The organism is Agrobacterium larrymoorei, assembly GCF_037722385.1.
GTDB classification, from domain to species: domain Bacteria; phylum Pseudomonadota; class Alphaproteobacteria; order Rhizobiales; family Rhizobiaceae; genus Agrobacterium; species Agrobacterium larrymoorei_C.
Genome location: NZ_JBBKAQ010000020.1, coordinates 103,979 through 121,837 on the forward strand (window position 1 = coordinate 103,979; position 17,859 = coordinate 121,837).

General features: G+C 56.2%; 16 protein-coding genes and 1 tRNA gene. 10 read left to right on the forward strand and 7 right to left on the reverse strand.

All coding sequences use genetic code 11. The features are described 5' to 3' along the window. Nucleotides 1-125: 125 nt before the first annotated feature. From WKI41_RS19450 to coaD, 3 genes are read right to left on the reverse strand one after another with little or no spacing between them, the layout of a single operon-like run. A complete protein-coding gene (locus WKI41_RS19450; RefSeq protein ID WP_340195123.1) occupies nt 126-635 on the reverse strand; it encodes a peptidylprolyl isomerase in 510 nt (169 codons plus the stop codon). A 55-nt stretch (nt 636-690) separates the two neighbouring features. Further along, nucleotides 691-1,260, reverse strand: a complete 570-nt coding sequence (locus tag WKI41_RS19455; protein ID WP_340195124.1) for a peptidylprolyl isomerase — start codon at nt 1,258-1,260, stop codon at nt 691-693. A gap of 28 nt (nt 1,261-1,288) precedes the next feature. Further along, on the reverse strand, nt 1,289-1,783 hold the full coding sequence (gene coaD / locus WKI41_RS19460) for a pantetheine-phosphate adenylyltransferase (protein ID WP_340195125.1): 495 nt from the start codon (nt 1,781-1,783) through the stop codon (nt 1,289-1,291). A 393-nt stretch (nt 1,784-2,176) separates the two neighbouring features. On the opposite strand from coaD, the gene WKI41_RS19465 reads away from it, so the two are divergent. The 7 genes from WKI41_RS19465 to glp all read left to right on the forward strand — a co-directional run bounded on the left by WKI41_RS19465 (nt 2,177) and on the right by glp (nt 8,383). Next, the gene (locus tag WKI41_RS19465; protein WP_340195126.1) at nt 2,177-2,356 is read left to right on the forward strand and encodes a hypothetical protein; all 180 of its coding nucleotides are present in this window, start codon (nt 2,177-2,179) and stop codon (nt 2,354-2,356) included. Nucleotides 2,357-2,393: 37 nt separating this feature from the next. After that, a complete protein-coding gene (locus WKI41_RS19470; RefSeq protein WP_340195127.1) occupies nt 2,394-2,528 on the forward strand; it encodes a hypothetical protein in 135 nt (44 codons plus the stop codon). Nucleotides 2,529-2,832: 304 nt separating this feature from the next. Beyond that, nucleotides 2,833-4,725, forward strand: a complete 1,893-nt coding sequence (locus WKI41_RS19475) for a peptidylprolyl isomerase (protein ID WP_340195128.1) — start codon at nt 2,833-2,835, stop codon at nt 4,723-4,725. Between the two features lie 20 nt (nt 4,726-4,745). After that, nucleotides 4,746-5,759: an anthranilate phosphoribosyltransferase gene (trpD, locus tag WKI41_RS19480; protein ID WP_340195129.1), complete on the forward strand. Its 1,014-nt coding sequence runs from the start codon at nt 4,746-4,748 to the stop codon at nt 5,757-5,759. A gap of 7 nt (nt 5,760-5,766) precedes the next feature. Continuing rightward, the gene (trpC, locus tag WKI41_RS19485) at nt 5,767-6,582 is read left to right on the forward strand and encodes an indole-3-glycerol phosphate synthase TrpC (protein ID WP_340195130.1); all 816 of its coding nucleotides are present in this window, start codon (nt 5,767-5,769) and stop codon (nt 6,580-6,582) included. Then, a complete protein-coding gene (gene moaC, locus WKI41_RS19490; protein WP_340195131.1) occupies nt 6,579-7,076 on the forward strand; it encodes a cyclic pyranopterin monophosphate synthase MoaC in 498 nt (165 codons plus the stop codon). The genes trpC and moaC overlap by 4 nt, the downstream gene beginning before the upstream one ends. 89 nt (nt 7,077-7,165) lie before the next feature. After that, nucleotides 7,166-8,383, forward strand: coding sequence for a gephyrin-like molybdotransferase Glp (gene glp, locus WKI41_RS19495; protein WP_340195132.1), 1,218 nt, complete (start codon nt 7,166-7,168; stop codon nt 8,381-8,383). Nucleotides 8,384-8,460: 77 nt separating this feature from the next. Here the strand turns inward: glp and WKI41_RS19500 are convergent, their stop codons facing one another. Continuing rightward, a complete protein-coding gene (locus WKI41_RS19500; protein ID WP_340195491.1) occupies nt 8,461-10,974 on the reverse strand; it encodes a GcvT family protein in 2,514 nt (837 codons plus the stop codon). A 171-nt stretch (nt 10,975-11,145) separates the two neighbouring features. Beyond that, complete coding sequence (locus WKI41_RS19505; protein ID WP_425341075.1) at nt 11,146-13,731, reverse strand: mechanosensitive ion channel family protein; 2,586 nt, start codon at nt 13,729-13,731, stop codon at nt 11,146-11,148. Nucleotides 13,732-13,888: 157 nt separating this feature from the next. Here WKI41_RS19505 and WKI41_RS19510 point away from each other — a divergent pair, with 157 nt between their 5' ends. Together WKI41_RS19510 and WKI41_RS19515 are read left to right on the forward strand one after the other, a co-directional pair. Beyond that, complete coding sequence (locus tag WKI41_RS19510) at nt 13,889-14,140, forward strand: GlsB/YeaQ/YmgE family stress response membrane protein (RefSeq protein ID WP_062427424.1); 252 nt, start codon at nt 13,889-13,891, stop codon at nt 14,138-14,140. Between the two features lie 160 nt (nt 14,141-14,300). After that, nucleotides 14,301-14,376: transfer RNA gene (locus WKI41_RS19515), tRNA-Lys, on the forward strand. Between the two features lie 369 nt (nt 14,377-14,745). Here the strand turns inward: WKI41_RS19515 and WKI41_RS19520 are convergent. Then, nucleotides 14,746-15,549 (reverse strand): FkbM family methyltransferase, encoded by an 804-nt coding sequence (locus WKI41_RS19520; protein WP_340195133.1) that lies wholly within the window; start codon nt 15,547-15,549, stop codon nt 14,746-14,748. An 809-nt stretch (nt 15,550-16,358) separates the two neighbouring features. On the opposite strand from WKI41_RS19520, the gene WKI41_RS19525 reads away from it, so the two are divergent. Continuing rightward, nucleotides 16,359-16,571, forward strand: a complete 213-nt coding sequence (locus WKI41_RS19525; RefSeq protein WP_340195134.1) for a hypothetical protein — start codon at nt 16,359-16,361, stop codon at nt 16,569-16,571. A 696-nt stretch (nt 16,572-17,267) separates the two neighbouring features. Here the strand turns inward: WKI41_RS19525 and WKI41_RS19530 are convergent. Next, on the reverse strand, nt 17,268-17,522 hold the full coding sequence (locus WKI41_RS19530) for a hypothetical protein (RefSeq protein ID WP_340195135.1): 255 nt from the start codon (nt 17,520-17,522) through the stop codon (nt 17,268-17,270). Nucleotides 17,523-17,859: the final 337 nt, after the last annotated feature.

The window sequence follows — 17,859 nt, forward strand, 5'->3', positions numbered from 1 at the left end:
TCATGGTTGGCACGAGGGATGCCTCTTCCTCGACGTCATCCTCGGCCCTTGGGTTAAGCCCGAGAGTGCTCCGAGGACATACAACGTCGGCGGCCCGCCTTGCCTCTCAGCAAGGCGAGAACTCCTTAGGCTGCAGACGCCAGACGGATCGACACGATCGAATCGGGGTCCTTCACAGGCTCACCCTTCTTGATCTTGTCGATGGCTTCCATGCCCTCGATCACCTGGCCCCATACCGTGTACTGCTTGTTCAGCCACGGAGAATCGGTAAAGCAGATGAAGAACTGCGAGTTGGCCGAGTTCGGGCTCTGCGAACGAGCCATGGAGCAGGTGCCGCGAACGTGCGGGATGGCGGAGAATTCAGCCTTCAGGTCGGGCTTCTCGGAGCCGCCCATACCCGCGCGCGCCGGGTTAAAGTCGGCAGATCCCTTCTTGCCAAACTTTACGTCGCCGGTCTGCGCCATGAAGTCGGCGATAACGCGGTGGAAAACCACGCCGTCATAGGCCTGCTCGGACACAAGCTCCTTGATGCGGGCGACGTGGCCAGGAGCGACATCCGGCAGAAGCTGGATGACAACCTTGCCGGTCGTCGTTTCCATGATGAGGGTGTTTTCCGGATCCTTGATCTCGGCCATGATATCTCTCCTTGCTGTAGGGGCAGAACGCCCGATTATGCGTAATTTTCCGACATTACTTCTTCGTCACCGTCACCTTGACCATACGGTCAGGATCGGAGACTTCGCCGTTGCCGCCGGCGCCACGCTTGATCTTGTCGACATATTCCATGCCCGAAACGACCTTGCCGACGACGGTATACTGGCCGTTGAGGAAGGGTCCCTGGTCGAACATGATAAAGAACTGCGAATTAGCAGAATTCGGATTCTGCGAGCGCGCCATACCGACCGTACCACGCTCGAAAGGCACCTTGGAGAATTCGGCAGGAATATCCGGAAGGTCGGATCCGCCCGTGCCTGCGCGGCGGGCGTCGAAGCCCTTGGTCATGTTGCCATACTGCACGTCGCCGGTCTGCGCCATGAAGCCGTTGATGACGCGGTGAAAGGCCACGCCATCATAGGCGCCCTTCTTGGCGAGAGCCTCGATCTGCGCCACATGCTTCGGCGCGACCTCGGGCATCAATTGGATAACGACCGGGCCGTCCTTCAGCTGAATAGTCAGAAGATCGGCGGCGGACGCAATCGTGCTCGCGGCGATCGCGCTGACGAACATGGTGCCAGCAAAGGCAAATTTCAGCAATTTCATTCGGATTGGCTCCACCTCTTTGCTGAAACTAGCGTTTCAGCTTCGTGTTAAGGGCTTCAAGCACGGCTTTTGGCACAAAGGCCTCGACATTACCGCCCATAGCCGCGATCTGACGGACCAATGTGGCGGTAATGGGCCGCGACGCCGTTCCGGCCGGCAGGAATACGGTTTGAATATCCGGCGCCATCTGTCGGTTCATGCCCGCCATCTGCATCTCGTAGTCGAGATCGGTGCCATCACGCAGACCTCTGACCAAAAGTGTCGCCTCGTGCTCGCGGGCGGCGTCGACAACCAGATTGCTAAAAGAAACCACGCGCAGCCGGTCTTTTGCCTCCGGCAACACATCGTTCAGAGAGTGGCGTATCAAATCGGCACGTTCTTCGAAGCTGAACATCGGCACTTTGCCTGGGTGAACACCAATCGCCACGATCACATGAGACGCAACGTTAAGCGACTGGATAAGCACATCCAGATGTCCGTTGGTCATCGGATCGAAAGATCCAGGATAAAAGGCAATCGTCATACCGCTCTCGATACTTCCGTCTTGATGGGCCTTTTGTCACGTCAGCATCGCATCTGCAAGACTAGCACCCCAAAAGCGAGGTGAATGTCGAATGAATGCAGCATTCAGCGCAGCTTCAAACCAGGCCTTTATAAAGTGAACCATCGATAGCGTACCGGGCCTGAGGCTCAAGTGGAGATGGAAATGCTGGCATTCATGGTGATCCTCACAGTCATCAGCTCTTTCGTCGTGGAACAGCTGTTCATGGATTGACGTGAACTGCCAATTTTCTGAACGCCAGATGAACGCGACATTCAAGCACGCTTCAGAGGCGCGATGCTAATCGATTTTTAATACTATTTCGGAACCCGACTCGAGGTCAGGCGTTCAGATCGCAGTCAAAGGAACGGGCACATGTTTGCAAAAGAAAAACGGTCTACTTCAGCGAAAATCGGCGTGATCAGCACCGCCTGGACGATGCTGCTTATCGCGATGGTTGCGACGACGTTCAGCCTTTATGCGCAAAAGCCACAGCAGCAGGAAGCGAGCTTCCCACAGCTGACCTCGCGCTACCAGTACATGAACTATTATTGATCCATCGGGGACACCCGAACTGAGGGAGCAAGACGCCATGGTTGCCGTTCTGACAATACTTTCCGCTTTGATCAGCGCAATGTTCGTCGCATCGGTGGCCTCGGTTGTTTCCGAGCTTCGCAGGGAGGATGAGGAGCTCAAGGAACTGATGGAACGCAGCAAGTCGTTCTAAGCGGTAGCCGGTTCCCAAACCCCGACGTTACCGAAGGCCGTCTCTCGCGAGGCGGCTTTTTCGCGTCTATGCACCGATAGGTTCAACCGAACCCGCGTTCAGGTCCTGTCAGTGATTCCCCGCACCGAGAACACAGCCGATTTTCAGAGTCTGCTCAGCGAACGCCTTCAACCGCTGTTCCTCAGTTCGCACAATCAGTTGACTCGGCCGCGCCGACAGAACTGCTTCCATTTACCAATAAAACGCTCTAAGGAACCCCGATAGACCCGGCATAACGGGCGCATAGTGTGAGGTTTGCATAACGATGCTCGATTCCCTGAGAAACGCTTCCAGAACTTTGGCGGCAAAGCTGCTCCTTCTTCTCCTCGTCGTCTCTTTCGGCATATGGGGTGTGTCGGCATCACTCGTCTCGAGCAATTCTCACGCTGTCATGACGGTGGGTGACCAGACTGTTACGCCCAACCAGTTTCGCCTTGCCTATCAGCGGCAGTTGGCTCAGCTCAGTCAACAATTCGGCACGCGCCTTACGACGGAACAGGCAAAGGCGTTCGGCATCGACCGGCAGGTCTTGAGCGAACTCGCGACCCAAGCATCGCTGAGACAATTGGCCGATGACATGAAACTTGGCCTTTCAGAGGATCGCCTGGTCAATCTCATTGCCGAAGATCCTGCTTTCAAAACATCAGGAGGCCAGTTCGACCGCCAGTTGTTCCGCCAGCGCCTTCGCGACGCCGGCTACAGCGAAGACGATTACATCAAGGACCGCAGCAATCTTGCTGTCCGCGGCCAGATCGTGGACGCTCTTTTAGGCGGTTTCACGCCGCCGCAGGTTCTGGTTGACGCGATGAAGCAGTATCGCAACGAGCAGCGCTCCATCGACTATGTGTTGCTGTCCAACGCCAATATCGATCCTATCAAGGCACCGGCCGACGATGTACTGGCCGCTTGGTTCGAAAGCCACAAGGCGCAGTATCGCGCCCCCGAATATCGCAAGTTCACTTACGTAAAACTCGAGCCTTCCGATATCGCCAACCAGAGCGCGATTACCGACGCTCAAGTTGCCGACTACTACGAGAAGAACAAAGACAAGTTCCGCACAGCCGGGCGTCGCACAGTCGAACAGCTGGTCTTCCCGAACAAGGAAATGGCAGAGGCTGCGGCAGTTCAGATCCGCGCCGGCACAACGACCTATGATCAGGTCATCAAGGATCAGGGCAAGCAGCCAACAGACGTGTTGCTCGGCGAGTTCACCAAGGAAACAATGCCTGATCCTTCCATTGCCGACGCTGTGTTTGCCGTTCAGAAGGATAGCGGCATTTCGCCGGTCATTGATGGCGCGTTCGGCCCCGTCATCCTGCGCGTCACCGGCATCAAGGGCGACAGCATGAAGACGCTGGATGAGGCCAAGGAAGAAATCCGCACCGAACTTGCTACGGCCAACGCTGCAGAACAATTGAACAGCGTCCATGATCGCTACGAAGATTTGCGCGGCGGCGGCTCGTCGTTGACCGATGCAGCAACCCAGCTCAATCTGAAGCCGGTAACGATCAACGCCATCGATGCCAATGGTGAAGATGAGAAGGGCAACCCTGTCGAAGGCCTGCCTACCCCTGCTCTTTTGACGGAAGTTTTCAGGACTGAGCCTGGCACGGAAGCGCCGGCGGTCAACATCGGTCGTGAAGGCTATGTCTGGTTCGACGTTGATCAGATCATCCCGCCGCGCGACCGTACGCTGGATGAAGTTCGCGACCGCGTGGTTGCCGACTGGACAGCAGAACAGCAGCGCAATGCTCTGACTGCTAAGGCGGACGAATTGAAGGCCCGCCTTGAAAAGGGCGAAACCCTTCAGACGATTGCGGGCGAAATGGGGCTCGCCGTCGAAACGAAGATGGGCCTGCGCCGCAACAGCGAAGATGCTCTGTTTGGCCAGCAGGCAGTCTCGGCAATCTTTGCCGGCGCTGACGGTCTTGTGGGCACGGCAGTCAACGCCGATGGCTCGGGTCGCATCCTGTTCAAGGTCACCGAAGTCAACACCAATGCTCCGGCCGATGCACTGAATAATGATGATCGTCAGATTACTGCGATGGCGAAGGCGGCCGGCGAAGACATGCTGGATCAGATGGTCGCTCGTCTTCAAAATGACTATGGCGTCAGCATCAATCAGCCTCTCGCAGACCAGGCGATGACCGCATACTGATAACCTTAAGGGACGGGACCATGGCCGAACTGAAGCCGCTGATTGCCAAGGTGGCGAATGGCGAAAGCCTGAACCGGGAGGAGGCCCGCCAGGCCTTCGACATTCTGATGTCCGGCGAGGCCACGCCATCCCAGATCGGCGGCTTTCTGATGGCGCTGCGCGTACGTGGTGAAACGGTCGATGAAATTGTCGGCGCAGTCTCCTCTATGCGCGCCCGTATGCTGCCCGTTTCCGCTCCGGCCCATGCGGTGGATATTGTTGGAACCGGTGGCGATGGTCTCGGCACCTACAACATTTCCACGCTGGCTGCGATCATCGTCGCTGGCACCGGCCTTCCCGTGGCAAAACATGGCAACAAGGCACTCAGCTCGAAATCCGGCACCGCCGATGCGCTGTCAGCCCTTGGCGTGAAACTGGACATCGGGCCTGATCTGATCAGCCGCTGCATCACCGAAGCAGGCCTTGGCTTCATGTTCGCCCAGTTGCACCACTCCGCCATGCGCCATGTCGGACCGACACGAGTCGAGCTTGGCACCCGCACGATTTTCAACCTCCTCGGGCCGCTGTCGAACCCGGCAGGCGCGAAGCGCCAGCTGCTCGGCGTCTTTTCGCCGCGTTGGCTTCAGCCGATTGCCGAGGTCTTGCGCGATCTCGGCTCGGAATCAATCTGGGTCGTTCACGGCGATGGAATGGATGAGATCACCACCACGGGTGTCACTCATGTCGCAGCGCTCGAAAATGGCAAGATTCGCACCTTCGACCTGACACCGAAGGATTTCGGCGTGTCGTCCGCGACAATCGACGATCTGAAGGGCGGAGACGGCATCTTCAATGCTAATGCACTTCGGGGCGTTCTCTCAGGTCATAAAAATGCCTACCGCGATGTTTCTCTTTGCAATGCGGCAGCGGCACTTGTTGTCGCCGGCAAAGCCGAAACGCTGAGCGATGGTATGAAGATTGCCAGTGCCTCCCTGGATGAAGGCAAGGCTGCCGCAGCGCTCGACAGGCTGGTTGCAGTCTCCAACGAAGAGTAAGGCGAAGATGAGCGATATTCTAAGAAAGATCGAAGCCTATAAGCGCGAGGAAATCGCAGCCGCCAAGGCGAAGGTTTCTCTTGCCGATCTGAAGGCGATGGCGGTAGATCAGACAGCACCTCGCGGCTTTTACGAAGCCTTGAAGCGCAAGCAATCCGAAGGCATCTTCGGCCTGATCGCCGAGATCAAGAAGGCAAGCCCGTCGAAAGGCCTCATCCGTCCGGATTTCGATCCACCGGCACTGGCGAAGGCCTATGAAGCCGGCGACGCTGCCTGTCTTTCAGTCCTGACGGATACACCGAGCTTCCAGGGCGCGCCGGAGTTTCTGACAGCCGCGCGCAATGCCTGCACCCTGCCCGCTCTGCGCAAGGACTTCATGTTCGAAACCTATCAGGTGCACGAAGCCCGCGCCTGGGGCGCCGACTGCATCCTGTTGATCATGGCATCGCTTTCGGATGACGAAGCAAAGCGCCTTGAGGACGAGGCCTTCGCGCTTGGCATGGACGTTCTGGTGGAAGTGCATGACGAAGAAGAAACCGAACGGGCGCTGAAACTTTCGTCGCCCATGCTCGGCGTTAACAACCGCAATCTACGCACCTTCGAAGTCAACCTCGAAAACAGCGAGCGTCTGGCCAAGCTGGTTCCATCCGACAAGCTGTTGGTGGGCGAAAGCGGTATATTCACCCATGAGGATTGTCTGCGGCTAAAAAAATGCAACATCAGCACCTTCCTTGTGGGTGAAAGCCTGATGCTCAAGGATGATGTCACCGAGGCGACACGCGCGCTCCTCACCGGCCAGAGCAGCGTTCTGGCCGCGGAATGAGCACCCAAAAACTCACCCATATCGGTGTATCCGGTGAAGCCCACATGGTCGATGTCGGGGACAAGCTCGATACGGTTAGAATCGCTATTGCCGAAGGCTTCGTCAGAATGAAGCCGGAAACCCTGGCGCTGATCCGCGAAGGCAACGCCAAGAAAGGTGACGTCATCGGTACTGCGCGTCTTGCCGGCATCATGGCCGCCAAGCAGACCTCAAACCTCATCCCACTCTGCCACCCGCTGATGCTGACCAAAGTGTCAGTCAATATCTCCGAAGACGCCGCCCTGCCCGGCCTACGGGTCCAGGCGACGGTCAAGCTTTCCGGCAAGACCGGCGTCGAAATGGAAGCCCTGACGGCTGTTTCCATTGCTTGTCTCACGATCTACGACATGGCGAAGGCCGCCGATAAGGCTATGGAAATCGGCGCTATACGCCTCTTGGAAAAAAGCGGTGGTAAATCAGGCGACTACAGAGCCGAACAAGAGGCCAGCCACTAGGTCCACGAGCCTTGAGGACAGGGTCGCGTTTTTGACATGATCGTTGTGAGCCATCAGGAAGCGTCAATGGCCAGTCTAAGAGGAAGCGCATGAAACCCCTTCTCCCTGTCGCTGACGCCCTCCAAAGCCTGCTGGACGCGGCGAGACCTGTTACCGTGGAGGAACCTGTCGCCCTCGCGCAAGCCTTAGGCCGAGTGCTATCCGTTGACCTTAAGGCGCGGATCACCCAACCGCCGTTCAATTCCTCAGCGATGGACGGCTATGCGCTGCGCGCAGCAGATGCTGCAGCAATAGGCTCCGAATTGAAAGTCATCGGCACGGCTTCGGCAGGACACTCTTTCGATGGTACAGTCGGACCGGGCGAAGCCGTGCGCATCTTCACCGGCGCCCCTGTACCGGAAGGAGCAGATACCGTTCTGATCCAGGAGGACGCGGAGACCTTGGAGGCTGACCACATCCGCACCGCCTTCAATGTCATCCAGGGGAGACATATCCGACCGCGTGGGCAGGATTTTGAGGAAGGCGAAGCCGTTCTTAATGCTGGTACATGTTTAAGCTTCGCCGATCTCACCGTCGCTGCCGCGATGAACCATGCCGACGTTACGGTCTATCGCAAGCCGCTGGTCGCAGTTCTCGCCACGGGCGATGAACTGGTGCGGCCAGGTGACGAACCGCAAGTGGCGCAGATCATCGCCTCGAACACATTCGGCGTCGCGGCTCTTGCCCGCCAAGCCGGTGCGGATATTCTCGACCTCGGCCTCGTCAAGGACGACGACGCGCTCATTCGTGCGGCAATCGGCAAGGCCATCGCCGCCAAAGCCGATATTCTCGTGACCCTCGGTGGTGCTTCGGTTGGCGATCACGATCTTGTCCAGGCCGCGTTGAAGGCTGAAGGTATGGCGCTGGACTTCTGGCGCATCGCCATGAGACCCGGCAAGCCGCTGATGGTCGGGAGCATTGGTCCGATGCAGGTGCTGGGCCTGCCCGGTAACCCGGTCGCGAGCCTCGTCTGTAGCCTGCTGTTCCTCGAACCTTTGGTCCACAAGCTTGGCCACCATGCGCCACGCTCCCGCGAGATGACCGTCACAACGGCAACTGCCCTCAAAGCCAACGACGTGCGCCAGGATTATCTGCGCGCCCGCTTCACCGGCACAGACAATGGGCTCCCCATTGCGGAGGCCTTCACCAAGCAGGACTCGTCGATGATGAAGATCATGGCGAAGTCCAACTGCCTGATCATCCGCCCACCGCACGCGCCCGAACTGCCTGCTGGGGCGGAATGCACGGCCATAAGGCTGAGAGACTGAAGGCAACAATCTCATCAATGAGAAAGGGCTCCGCCGCAACGAAGCCCTTTCTTATTTGATAGATGCAGCATGACGCCTTAAGCGCGCAGCACTGCGTTGTCCGGATCGAACGGGCTTTCACCCACGACTTCCGCATCATAAAGATCGCCAAGGATCTTGATCTTCAGCTTGGTGCCAATCGTGGCGTAGTCTGGTGCGAGCATCGCGAGCGCTACCGACTTGCCAATACGCCAGCCAAAACCACCGCTCGTTGCACGACCCACAACCTCGCCAGCATCGTTCAGGATGGCTTCCGAACCGCGTGCATCAACGGTGGTGTTGCCGCTGACGATCAGGGTGGAGAAGATCCAGGGCAGACCCTTTTCCTTGCCGGCCACAACCGCATCGCGACCGATGAACTGCTTCTCAGGCTTGATGAAGCGGTCGAGACCTGACGAGTAGGCATTGTACTCCACCGAAAGCTCACGACCCATGTTGCGGTAGGATTTTTCGAGCGACATGGACACCATGGCGCGAATGCCGAACGGCTTGATCCCGAATTCGGCACCGGCCTCCATCAGACGATCGAAGATGTAATTCTGCATTTCGATCGGGTGGTGGAGTTCCCAGCCGAGTTCGCCGACGAAGTTGACGCGAAGGGCGTGAGCAGTCGCAACACCAACCGAGATTTCCTTGGCGGTCAGCCAAGGGAAGTCTTTGTTTTCGAGGCTGGTGCGCGTCAGCTTCTTCAGCACCTCGCGAGACTTCGGACCGGCAAGTGCCAGAACACCGTACTTCTGTGTGATCGGCTGCAGGGTGACGGAGCCATCGGTCGGCGCAAGACGACGAAGGGTATCATGATCCACAGACTCAAGACCGCCAGCGGAAACCAAATAGAAGCGGCCCGGTGCCCATTCATAAACGGTGAACTCCGCCTTGACGCCACCATTCGGCGTCAGAAGATGTGTCAGCGCGATACGGCCACGCTTCTTCGGAATGGCATTGGCAAGGATCGATTCAAGCCAGGCACGCGCACCGGGGCCGGAGACTTCCATCTTGGCGAAGGCCGACATGTCGAGAACGCCGACATTCTGGTTGACGTTCTTCACCTCGTTGCCGACATGCTCGAAGTAGTTGGAGCGGCGGAACGACCACTTCTCGACAATACGGCCGTCTTCCAGCGCTGGCGCGTGGTTGTGGCTGGTGATGACGTCGGCGCCCACGCCAAGCTCTTCTTCCTTCAGCGCGTAGCCTTCCGGTGCGTACCAGTTGGCACGCTCCCAACCATAGACGGAACCGAAGACGCCACCGAGCTTCTTCAGGCGATCATAGATTGGGGTGGTCTTCAGCGGACGGGCAGCAGAGCGCTCCTCATCCGGATAGTGCATGGTGAAGACGTTCGCATAGGCTTCTTCGTTCTTGGCGATCAGATAGCCTTCGGTCGCGTAGGGGCCGAAGCGGCGTGGATCGACACCGGTGAGGTCGAGCGTCGGCTCGCCATCGACAATCCATTCCGCCAGCTGCCAGCCTGCGCCGCCCGCAGCGGTGATACCGAAGGAGTGACCTTCGTTCAGCCAGAAGTTTTTCAGACCTGGAGCCGGACCGACGATCGGGTTGCCGTCCGGCGTATAGGCGATCGCGCCGTTGTAGACCTTCTTGATGCCGACTTCGCCGAAAGCCGGAACGCGCGCAATGGCGCTTTCGATATGCGGCATCAGGCGGTCAAGCTCTTCCTGGAACAGCTCGTACTCGCTGTCGTCCGAAGGACCATCGACATAACAGACAGGAGCGCCGTGCTCGTAAGGTCCAAGGATCAGACCACCGGCTTCTTCACGCATATACCAGGCACTGTCCGACTCACGCAGAACACCCATTTCGGGCAGACCCTGCTTGCGGCGCTCCAGAATGTCCGGATGCGGCTCGGTAACGATATACTGGTGCTCGACCGGAATGACCGGGATGTTGATGCCGACCATCTCGCCCGTCTTGCGGGCAAACGAACCCGTACAGGAGATGATGTGCTCGGCGATGATCTCGCCCTTGTCCGTCGTCACCTTCCACTGGCCGTCTTCCGTCTGCTCGATGGCGGTAACGGTCGTGTTTCTGTAGATCGTCGCACCTTTGTCGCGCGCGCCCTTGGCCAGTGCCTGGGTCAGATCTGCCGGCTGGATGTAGCCGTCGTCCGGGTGCTGGATCGCGCCGAGAAGACCGTCGGTCTCACAGAGTGGCCAGACTTCCTTGACTTCTTCCGGCGTCAGAAGCTTGACGTTGACGCCTATCGTTTCAGCGATGCCGGTATAGTACATATATTCGTCCCAGCGATCCTTGGTGCGGGCGAGACGAATGTTGGAAACCTTGGAGAAGCCGACATTCATGCCGGTTTCCTGCTGGAGTTCCTCGTAGAACTTGACCGAGTATTTGTGGATCTGGCCAACCGAGTAGCTCATGTTGAACAGCGGGAGCAGGCCAGCGGCGTGCCATGTGGAGCCGGAGGTCAGCTCCTTGCGCTCAATCAGAACGGAATCCGTCCAGCCTTTTTTGGCCAAATGGTAGAGCGTCGAAACGCCGACAACGCCGCCACCGATAACCACTGCCCGCGCATGTGTCTTCATAGTCATAGTTCCCCTTGAGGCATGTCATCCGCATGAACGCGGCTTTTTCCGAACCTATGGCGCAGACTATGCAATGTCGCATCGTCGCCCAAACGCCTGATTACGACATGCAAAAGGCTCGCCGCGACGGCGAGCCTTTTGACAATTTTCAAGCATCTAAAATGCTCAGCCTCAGCTCTTGGCGGCAGATGATTTAGGTTCCTCAACCTTTGCTTCCGAAGGCTTTTCTGGCTGCGATTGTGGCTTGGAAATCTCAGACTTCCCTGCCTCCTGCTTCGGGCTTGATGCAGCACCGGTGTGGGAAACGACGGCCTTGTCGCCTTCCTCGGAAAGAAGTGCTGCCAGAATTTGCGGGTTCGTCTCACCTTCCATGTGAATGTTCAAATTGCGCTGCGGCATCGGGATGCTGATGCCTTCCTCGCGGAAGCGCTTGAGAATCTCCATCCTAAGATTGTTCTTCACGGTCAACCCATGAGACAGATCGGCAAGGTGGAAGCGCAATTCGAAATCCAGCGAGAAATCGCCAAAGCGCAGAAATTCCACATGCGGCTCCGGATTTCTCAAGACCGGCGTCTGCTTCTTAACCAGCTCCAGCAGAATATCCATGACCTTCTGCGGATCGGTTTCATAGGCGACCGATACGGGAATTTCCGCGCGTTGGATGCGGTTTCGGTGCGTCCAGTTACCGACGGATGAATTGATGAATTCCGAGTTCGGCACGATGATCGACTGACCACGGAACGTCTCAATCTCGGTGGCGCGAACCGAGAGCCGCTTGACGGTGCCCTCGACCGCGCCTGTCACCACCCAGTCACCAACCTTAAACGGACGTTCGACGAGTAGGATCAGACCGGAGACGAAGTTCGAAACGATGTTTTGCAAGCCGAAACCGATACCGACCGACAGTGCCGAAGCCACCAGCGCCAGGCTTGAAAGATCAAGACCAGCAGAGGAGATGCCGAAGATTGCAGCAACCACGATACCGAGGTAGCCGATACCGGTACCGACGGAGTTTCGAACGCCGGCATCGACTTGCCCCCGCGCCATGACGTTGCGATCGAGCCACTTCTGGAACCAGCGCGTCACCGCATAACCGACGACGAAAACAAGGATGCCGCTAAAGATGCTGATGAGCGAGATAGACGTATTGCCGACCTTGAAACCCGTCAGCAGGCTGAAAGCCCAGTTCTCGATGTCACCGGGCTGAAAGCCCCAGGAGAAGAGAACCAGCGGTATGCCGAAGGCGAGCGCGATGGCGTAGATGCCGAGACCAGCGGCCAGACCAGCCTGATCGAGCGCAACCGGTCCAAGCCCGAAGCGGCGTCCGAGGTAACGACCGGCCAGCGTTTCGCCAAACGCGCCCTGGCGCGAGATCGCTTTGCCTGAGAGAATACCGATATAGACGGTGGCCACCACAGCACCCGTGGCCACGATCTGGGTAGCCAGGAACCGAGCAAGGCCGACATAGCCGGTCAGGCAAGCGCCGATGAGCAGCAGGCCGCCAACGCGCAGCAGAATGGCAAGCCAGCGCGGCATACGCTTATGCCCGCTCTCGGCATCTTCACCTTCGCCGATAACAGGCTTGAGGAACGACAAAGCGAACAGGATGACTCCGATGATGATCGAAGCCACAAAGCTCTTTGCCACGGTCAAAATCAGCGGGGAATTTAATGTCTCACTGATGGTGCTGAACAGATAATCCAGACCGTTGACGATCGCCATGACCAGCATGGCCGACGAAATCGTATGCGCACCGCTATTGGAGACCCGCAGCAGACGCCATTCCGGCTGCGTCGGCGCAAAGATCGCATACGTCAGACGCGAAACGAAATAGACAAAGGCAATGACCGACATCGCCACATAGACGATCGGCGCGATATCCGGCCTCAGGACACCGAAATTATCGAGAAAGAAGCCGGAGGTGACCATGAAGAGGAAGACGGACATGGATTGCACCGTCGTCGACCAGAAGGCGACGGACAAACGGCGCAGGTAAGATGGTTCGCCTGAAAAGGCGCGCCGCTCCATGCGATGTCCAAGAAGCCGGTATCCGCCAACGAGGAACAGAAGGGCGGCCAGAACCGAAAGCGAGACGGCGCCGAACATCGAGAGCCGCTTGTAATTCCACACGAAAACCGACCAGCCGCTCAGTGAACTGCTGAGCGTCGAGACTTCATCGATGAACTCCCTGCCCGCCTCTGCAAGAACGGGAAGCGAAATCTCCGTACGCTTGAACAACGTGGCGGCAAACAGCGCGCGTCGAATGGAAGTGATATTGTTCGACAGGGATGTAGCGCGCCCGGCAACAGCCTCGCCATCGCCCAACACGGCATTGATCTGCGACTTCTCCGAATTCAGTCTGTTTCGCTCATCCGTTACCACACTGGCTTCCGGAGGCGCGCCTTCCTTTGGCGGCTCACCAAGCGACGTAACACGGGCATTGATCTCATCCAGGCGGCCACGCAGTGTTGCGACGACGCCGTTAACGGCGGCCGAGAGATCGTCTGCCCTGCCCTTCAGATCGACCAGCCGGGTATCGTCTCTACCGCCATCTTCAAGTTGGCGAGTAATGTCGGAAAGCGTCGCCTTGTACTTTTCCAGTTCCTTCGTCGACCGCTCAACAACCGGCATGGTGGCTGCAGCGGGCGCTTGCGCAGGATCTTGCTGCGCGAAAGCGAAGGAGGACAACAGCACGCAGATCAGCGGAAGGAGAAGCAGAGAACGCAGCCACTTGTTCTCACTCGTCGAAAACGTCATCAAAAAATACCCTTCTGCTCCTGCCGATTCGTCTGGCCTAGATAATCGCGCTATGTGGCAATTCAACAGTGCCACCCTGCGTAAGCCGTGGAACTTCTTCCGGTTTCAACCATTAAAGAGCGCACAAGCAAATAGTGTCCATAGATGGAGGGTAATCATGGAATCAGCAGGTATCGGTTGGCTCGCAGCAATCATTATCGGTGGCATCGCCGGTTGGCTCGCAGAGCAGTTCATGAAGAGCAATATGGGTGTTTTGATGAACATCATTCTCGGGATCGTGGGCGCAGTCATCGCCAACGCCATCCTGTCGGTGTTCGGAATCGTTTTGGGCGGCTGGATCGGCTACCTGATCGCAGGCTTCATCGGCGCCTGCATCCTGATTGCCGTGGCGCGAGCGATACGACGCTAATTGGCGAAAAAATCTTCGACGAAAGAAGCCCGGATTTCCGGGCTTTTTTCCTGAAACACGATAGGCTTCGAAAGAAAAATCGGAATATTTCATCATTGGCGCTAGACAAGGGAAATGAACCCCTTTATACGCCCCCTCACACCGCCACACGGTGCCGGTCGGGTGATTAGCTCAGTTGGTAGAGCAGCTGACTCTTAATCAGCGGGTCGTAGGTTCGAGCCCTACATCACCCACCATCTTCTCTCTGCAAGCGTCTGAAACAACAGGCAAATCGGCAGAATTTCTCATGAGATTCAGTAAGGCCTGGACGCTTGAACGAAGCGCCTGATCGTGTGCTGGATTTCTTAGAGACGCCATGCCGCCCTGCACTGCGCGAGCGGTGCTGATGCCTGCCTCAGATGAGCATCCCGGCATATCATCCGCGGGCAGTGAATGTCGCCACCCTGCAATCATCAGCTTCAAAATGCTGTGAGAACACTGCCAGTGCTACCCTCGGTGATAATTGGGGCATTCGCTGCGCCTAGCTTCCCCAGACTTTAACCTGCAGAGGAATCTGAGCGTGGTTGAAGGGAAATTCTGTGGTCAGGTATGAGGCGTTTCAACCTCTACATCTCGATAGTATTGGAGATTGAGAAAACATTCGCGCTCTTGTGAAGAAAATCCCGATTCGTTGCGCTGATAACCTTTAAAAAGTTGCTGGAGTTTGCCTGGCGCGGCAAAAGCCAGTCATGCGTCTCCATGATCATCAGTGGGAATTTTTCGATCCAGCCGGTATTTGCCGAAAACAGGTCGTTTTCGAATCCCTCAATATCGATTTTGATAATGAACGGTACGCAATCATCATATTCGGAAAGCAAGGTGTCTATCGATGTCACCGGGATGTCACCTGTACCATCCGCATTTCGAGCCATTCTGAAAGCGTTATTGTCGCAATTCGGATCAGCAATTGTAACAAGACCATCCACGGATCCGACAGCCTTGTTCACCGAAATGACATTCTCAAGTGAACCGCAGTTTCTTTGTATCATCTCGAAATTCTTGCGTTCTGGTTCAATCGCCACAAGCTTTGCTGCTGGAAACTCTCGCGCGAAAAACACAGCTGAGCAGCCGATATTGGCGCCGCAGTCGATTATCAATGGAGTCTTGTTTTGGGAAAGGGTCCGATCATAGAACGCGACCAGTTCGTCATATCGGCTCAAAAAGCGCAGCTCATAATCACTGTCGGTAAACACCTGATCCGCGGTAATTGAGTCGATGTGATCTCGAACCGACACATGAAGAAACCGTTTGGTCTGCTTATCATAAAAATGAACCCTTCCACTCTCGGAAGGTGAAAGGCGAACAAATCGTCTGCTCGCTAAAATAAAGTTTCTGAAAACGTAGACCAGAAAACGAATATATCTTTTCACAACATCCCCTTGCGAACCCGCTGACCTGTGCGTCGAAAAGCGGATGCTCCAGAAGCTCTTTCGGAAAGCTACTACACAGGCCACCTATAGCCCAAGCTCACAAAGAATATTTGAATAATATGATTCAAGGTAAATCGCCGCAGGATGGGTTTCCCTGCTCTCTCGCCATTCGCCCTCGCAGGTCCAGGAGCGGCACCACTCTAGCAATTTGAAGACCACTGAAGCATGACCTTCTAATGCTCCATTCGTCTCGCCTAGGACGCTCTACATAAGACCCGCTTCCTTGCAGCGCTCGCTGAACAAAATGCGGCCAGCGATAAAATTTCGACCTCCAACCAGCTACTTGTTTGATGTCCGCAAAGACGTCTTATTTTTATTCATACTCGCCCAACATGAGACTGTTTACCAATATCGTGTTGTTGCTGGCGGGTGTTGTGGGAACCGGCTTCGTCTCCTTCTTTGTCGCAAGGAGCGTCGTTCAAACTGCCACCTTTGGTACCTGCTTCGATGGCGGATGTGGATATGCCGCTGTTTTTCTCGCCTTCCCCCTCGTCTGGTTCGTTGCTTTTGCTTTCTACGTAATGGCTCTTCTTATCTGGCGTAAGCGTCCATTTCGCCAGAGCAGAAGCGATGCATAACCGAGCGTCGCGGTTGACAGGAACTCTAATATAAATGAGTCTGCAGCGGTGCTGGGGGATTCGTGGCTTGATACCGCTTGACGTCGTCGTGACGTTGAGCTCCAAAAGCTTGTGAATTTCACGCGTGTCCGCGCATTGGGGAGCGGGATATGTGCCAGAATGGAGTGCTGAATGCGCGCTTTGATCAATCCACCGTCGCTTAAAATCGACACTATGGATTACCAGGCGGAATGCCAGTTCGCTCTCGAGCCGTCCATCAACGGACTGCTGGAGGTGGCCGAAAATGCTGGCTGGGATCGTCAACACGCAGTTCTTGCTATTGTTGCACTAGCAAGCGGTCGCTTGTCGGAAGACAGCTTCATGGAAGACCGCGCCCTTTCCTAAGACGGAGAATGCAGTGCGAAAGACGAAAGGTCCGGTCATGCCGGGCCTTTTTCTTTTCTGGCCTCACACGATCCTGTCCGAAATCATGCCCTTATGATCAAGACGCGCTTCGAGAACAGTAGGCTACATCTAGGATTAATCGTCACTTCAATTGACAACGTCAGATCCCGAACCAAATTTCTTGACAATCCTGTTTCAAAATGAGAACATAAAGAGAACAAACGGGAGTTTCGCGATGACGACGTCAGAGAGATCCATTGAGCAGGCACTCGCTCTTGTTGCTCAATCTAGAAATTTGAGAGAACGGGCTGAAGAGCGCCGACGCGACCTGCGTCGCAAGACAGAGATGATGGCCAAGCCACTATACATTCTCAAGAAAAACGGTGGCCGGCAACTCTCGCTCAGGCTCGACTCCTGAGAGGCGGTGCGGATGACTGGTGCTGCTCCAGCATGATGCTTGAGCAGATCGCCGCATTCTGTGTTGTAGGCGCATCAAAGGTGCGCGTCGATCAGCTTAGTCTTAAGCGCGTCGCGATCTTTCAGATTCGCTTGCACGCCTTAGGTCCTAATCGTCGCATGTCGTCCTTGGAAAACCGCTGCACATTTTTGCGCGACGCGCTTTAAGATCACCAACGCACAAAAATCCCGCGCTGAGACTTTCAGACGCGGGATTGATCAAATGGTTAGGCAAGGCCTTTACTGCATCCGCGCCAGAGCGCTTTCAGGCGATGCAACAACGGCAGTTTCCATATTGCCAGGCAGTCTGTCCATTTTTCTCAAAACGAGGACTGGCTTCTGGGCGGGCTCCGTTGGCGGCACGATGCTCGCTGTCTTGAACTCCCGATCGACACCAGGTGCTGCGGATGATGTGTCGATGCTCTTTATACATTCTGAGAACGCCGCGCCTGCGGAAACGACCATGGCAGCGGCGATGATGAGAACTGTCTTCATGTCATTCTCCTTCGCGATCTATGGCGTTGCGGCTACCAGCCATTAGTAGCGTCAAGTCACGCCAGGTTTCGACTAACTCTTTGCCAGTTTAGACGCACTCTTAAGCCCCCGGCGGAAGATCATCGCCACATAGGTACCTGTAAGAGGAACGATAATTGGTTTGTATGTGGTAATGGAGGCCTTGTTTGCGGCCTCAAGAATTCTTCGGCGACCAGAAGTACCTTGTGACGTCATGTTACAATCTCCATTGTGCTGGAAGAACGGAAAGAGTTTGCTTTTGTTCCGACCTTCGCCGCCCGGTTGTTAATAATTACGGCGACAATGCGAATCGAGGAGC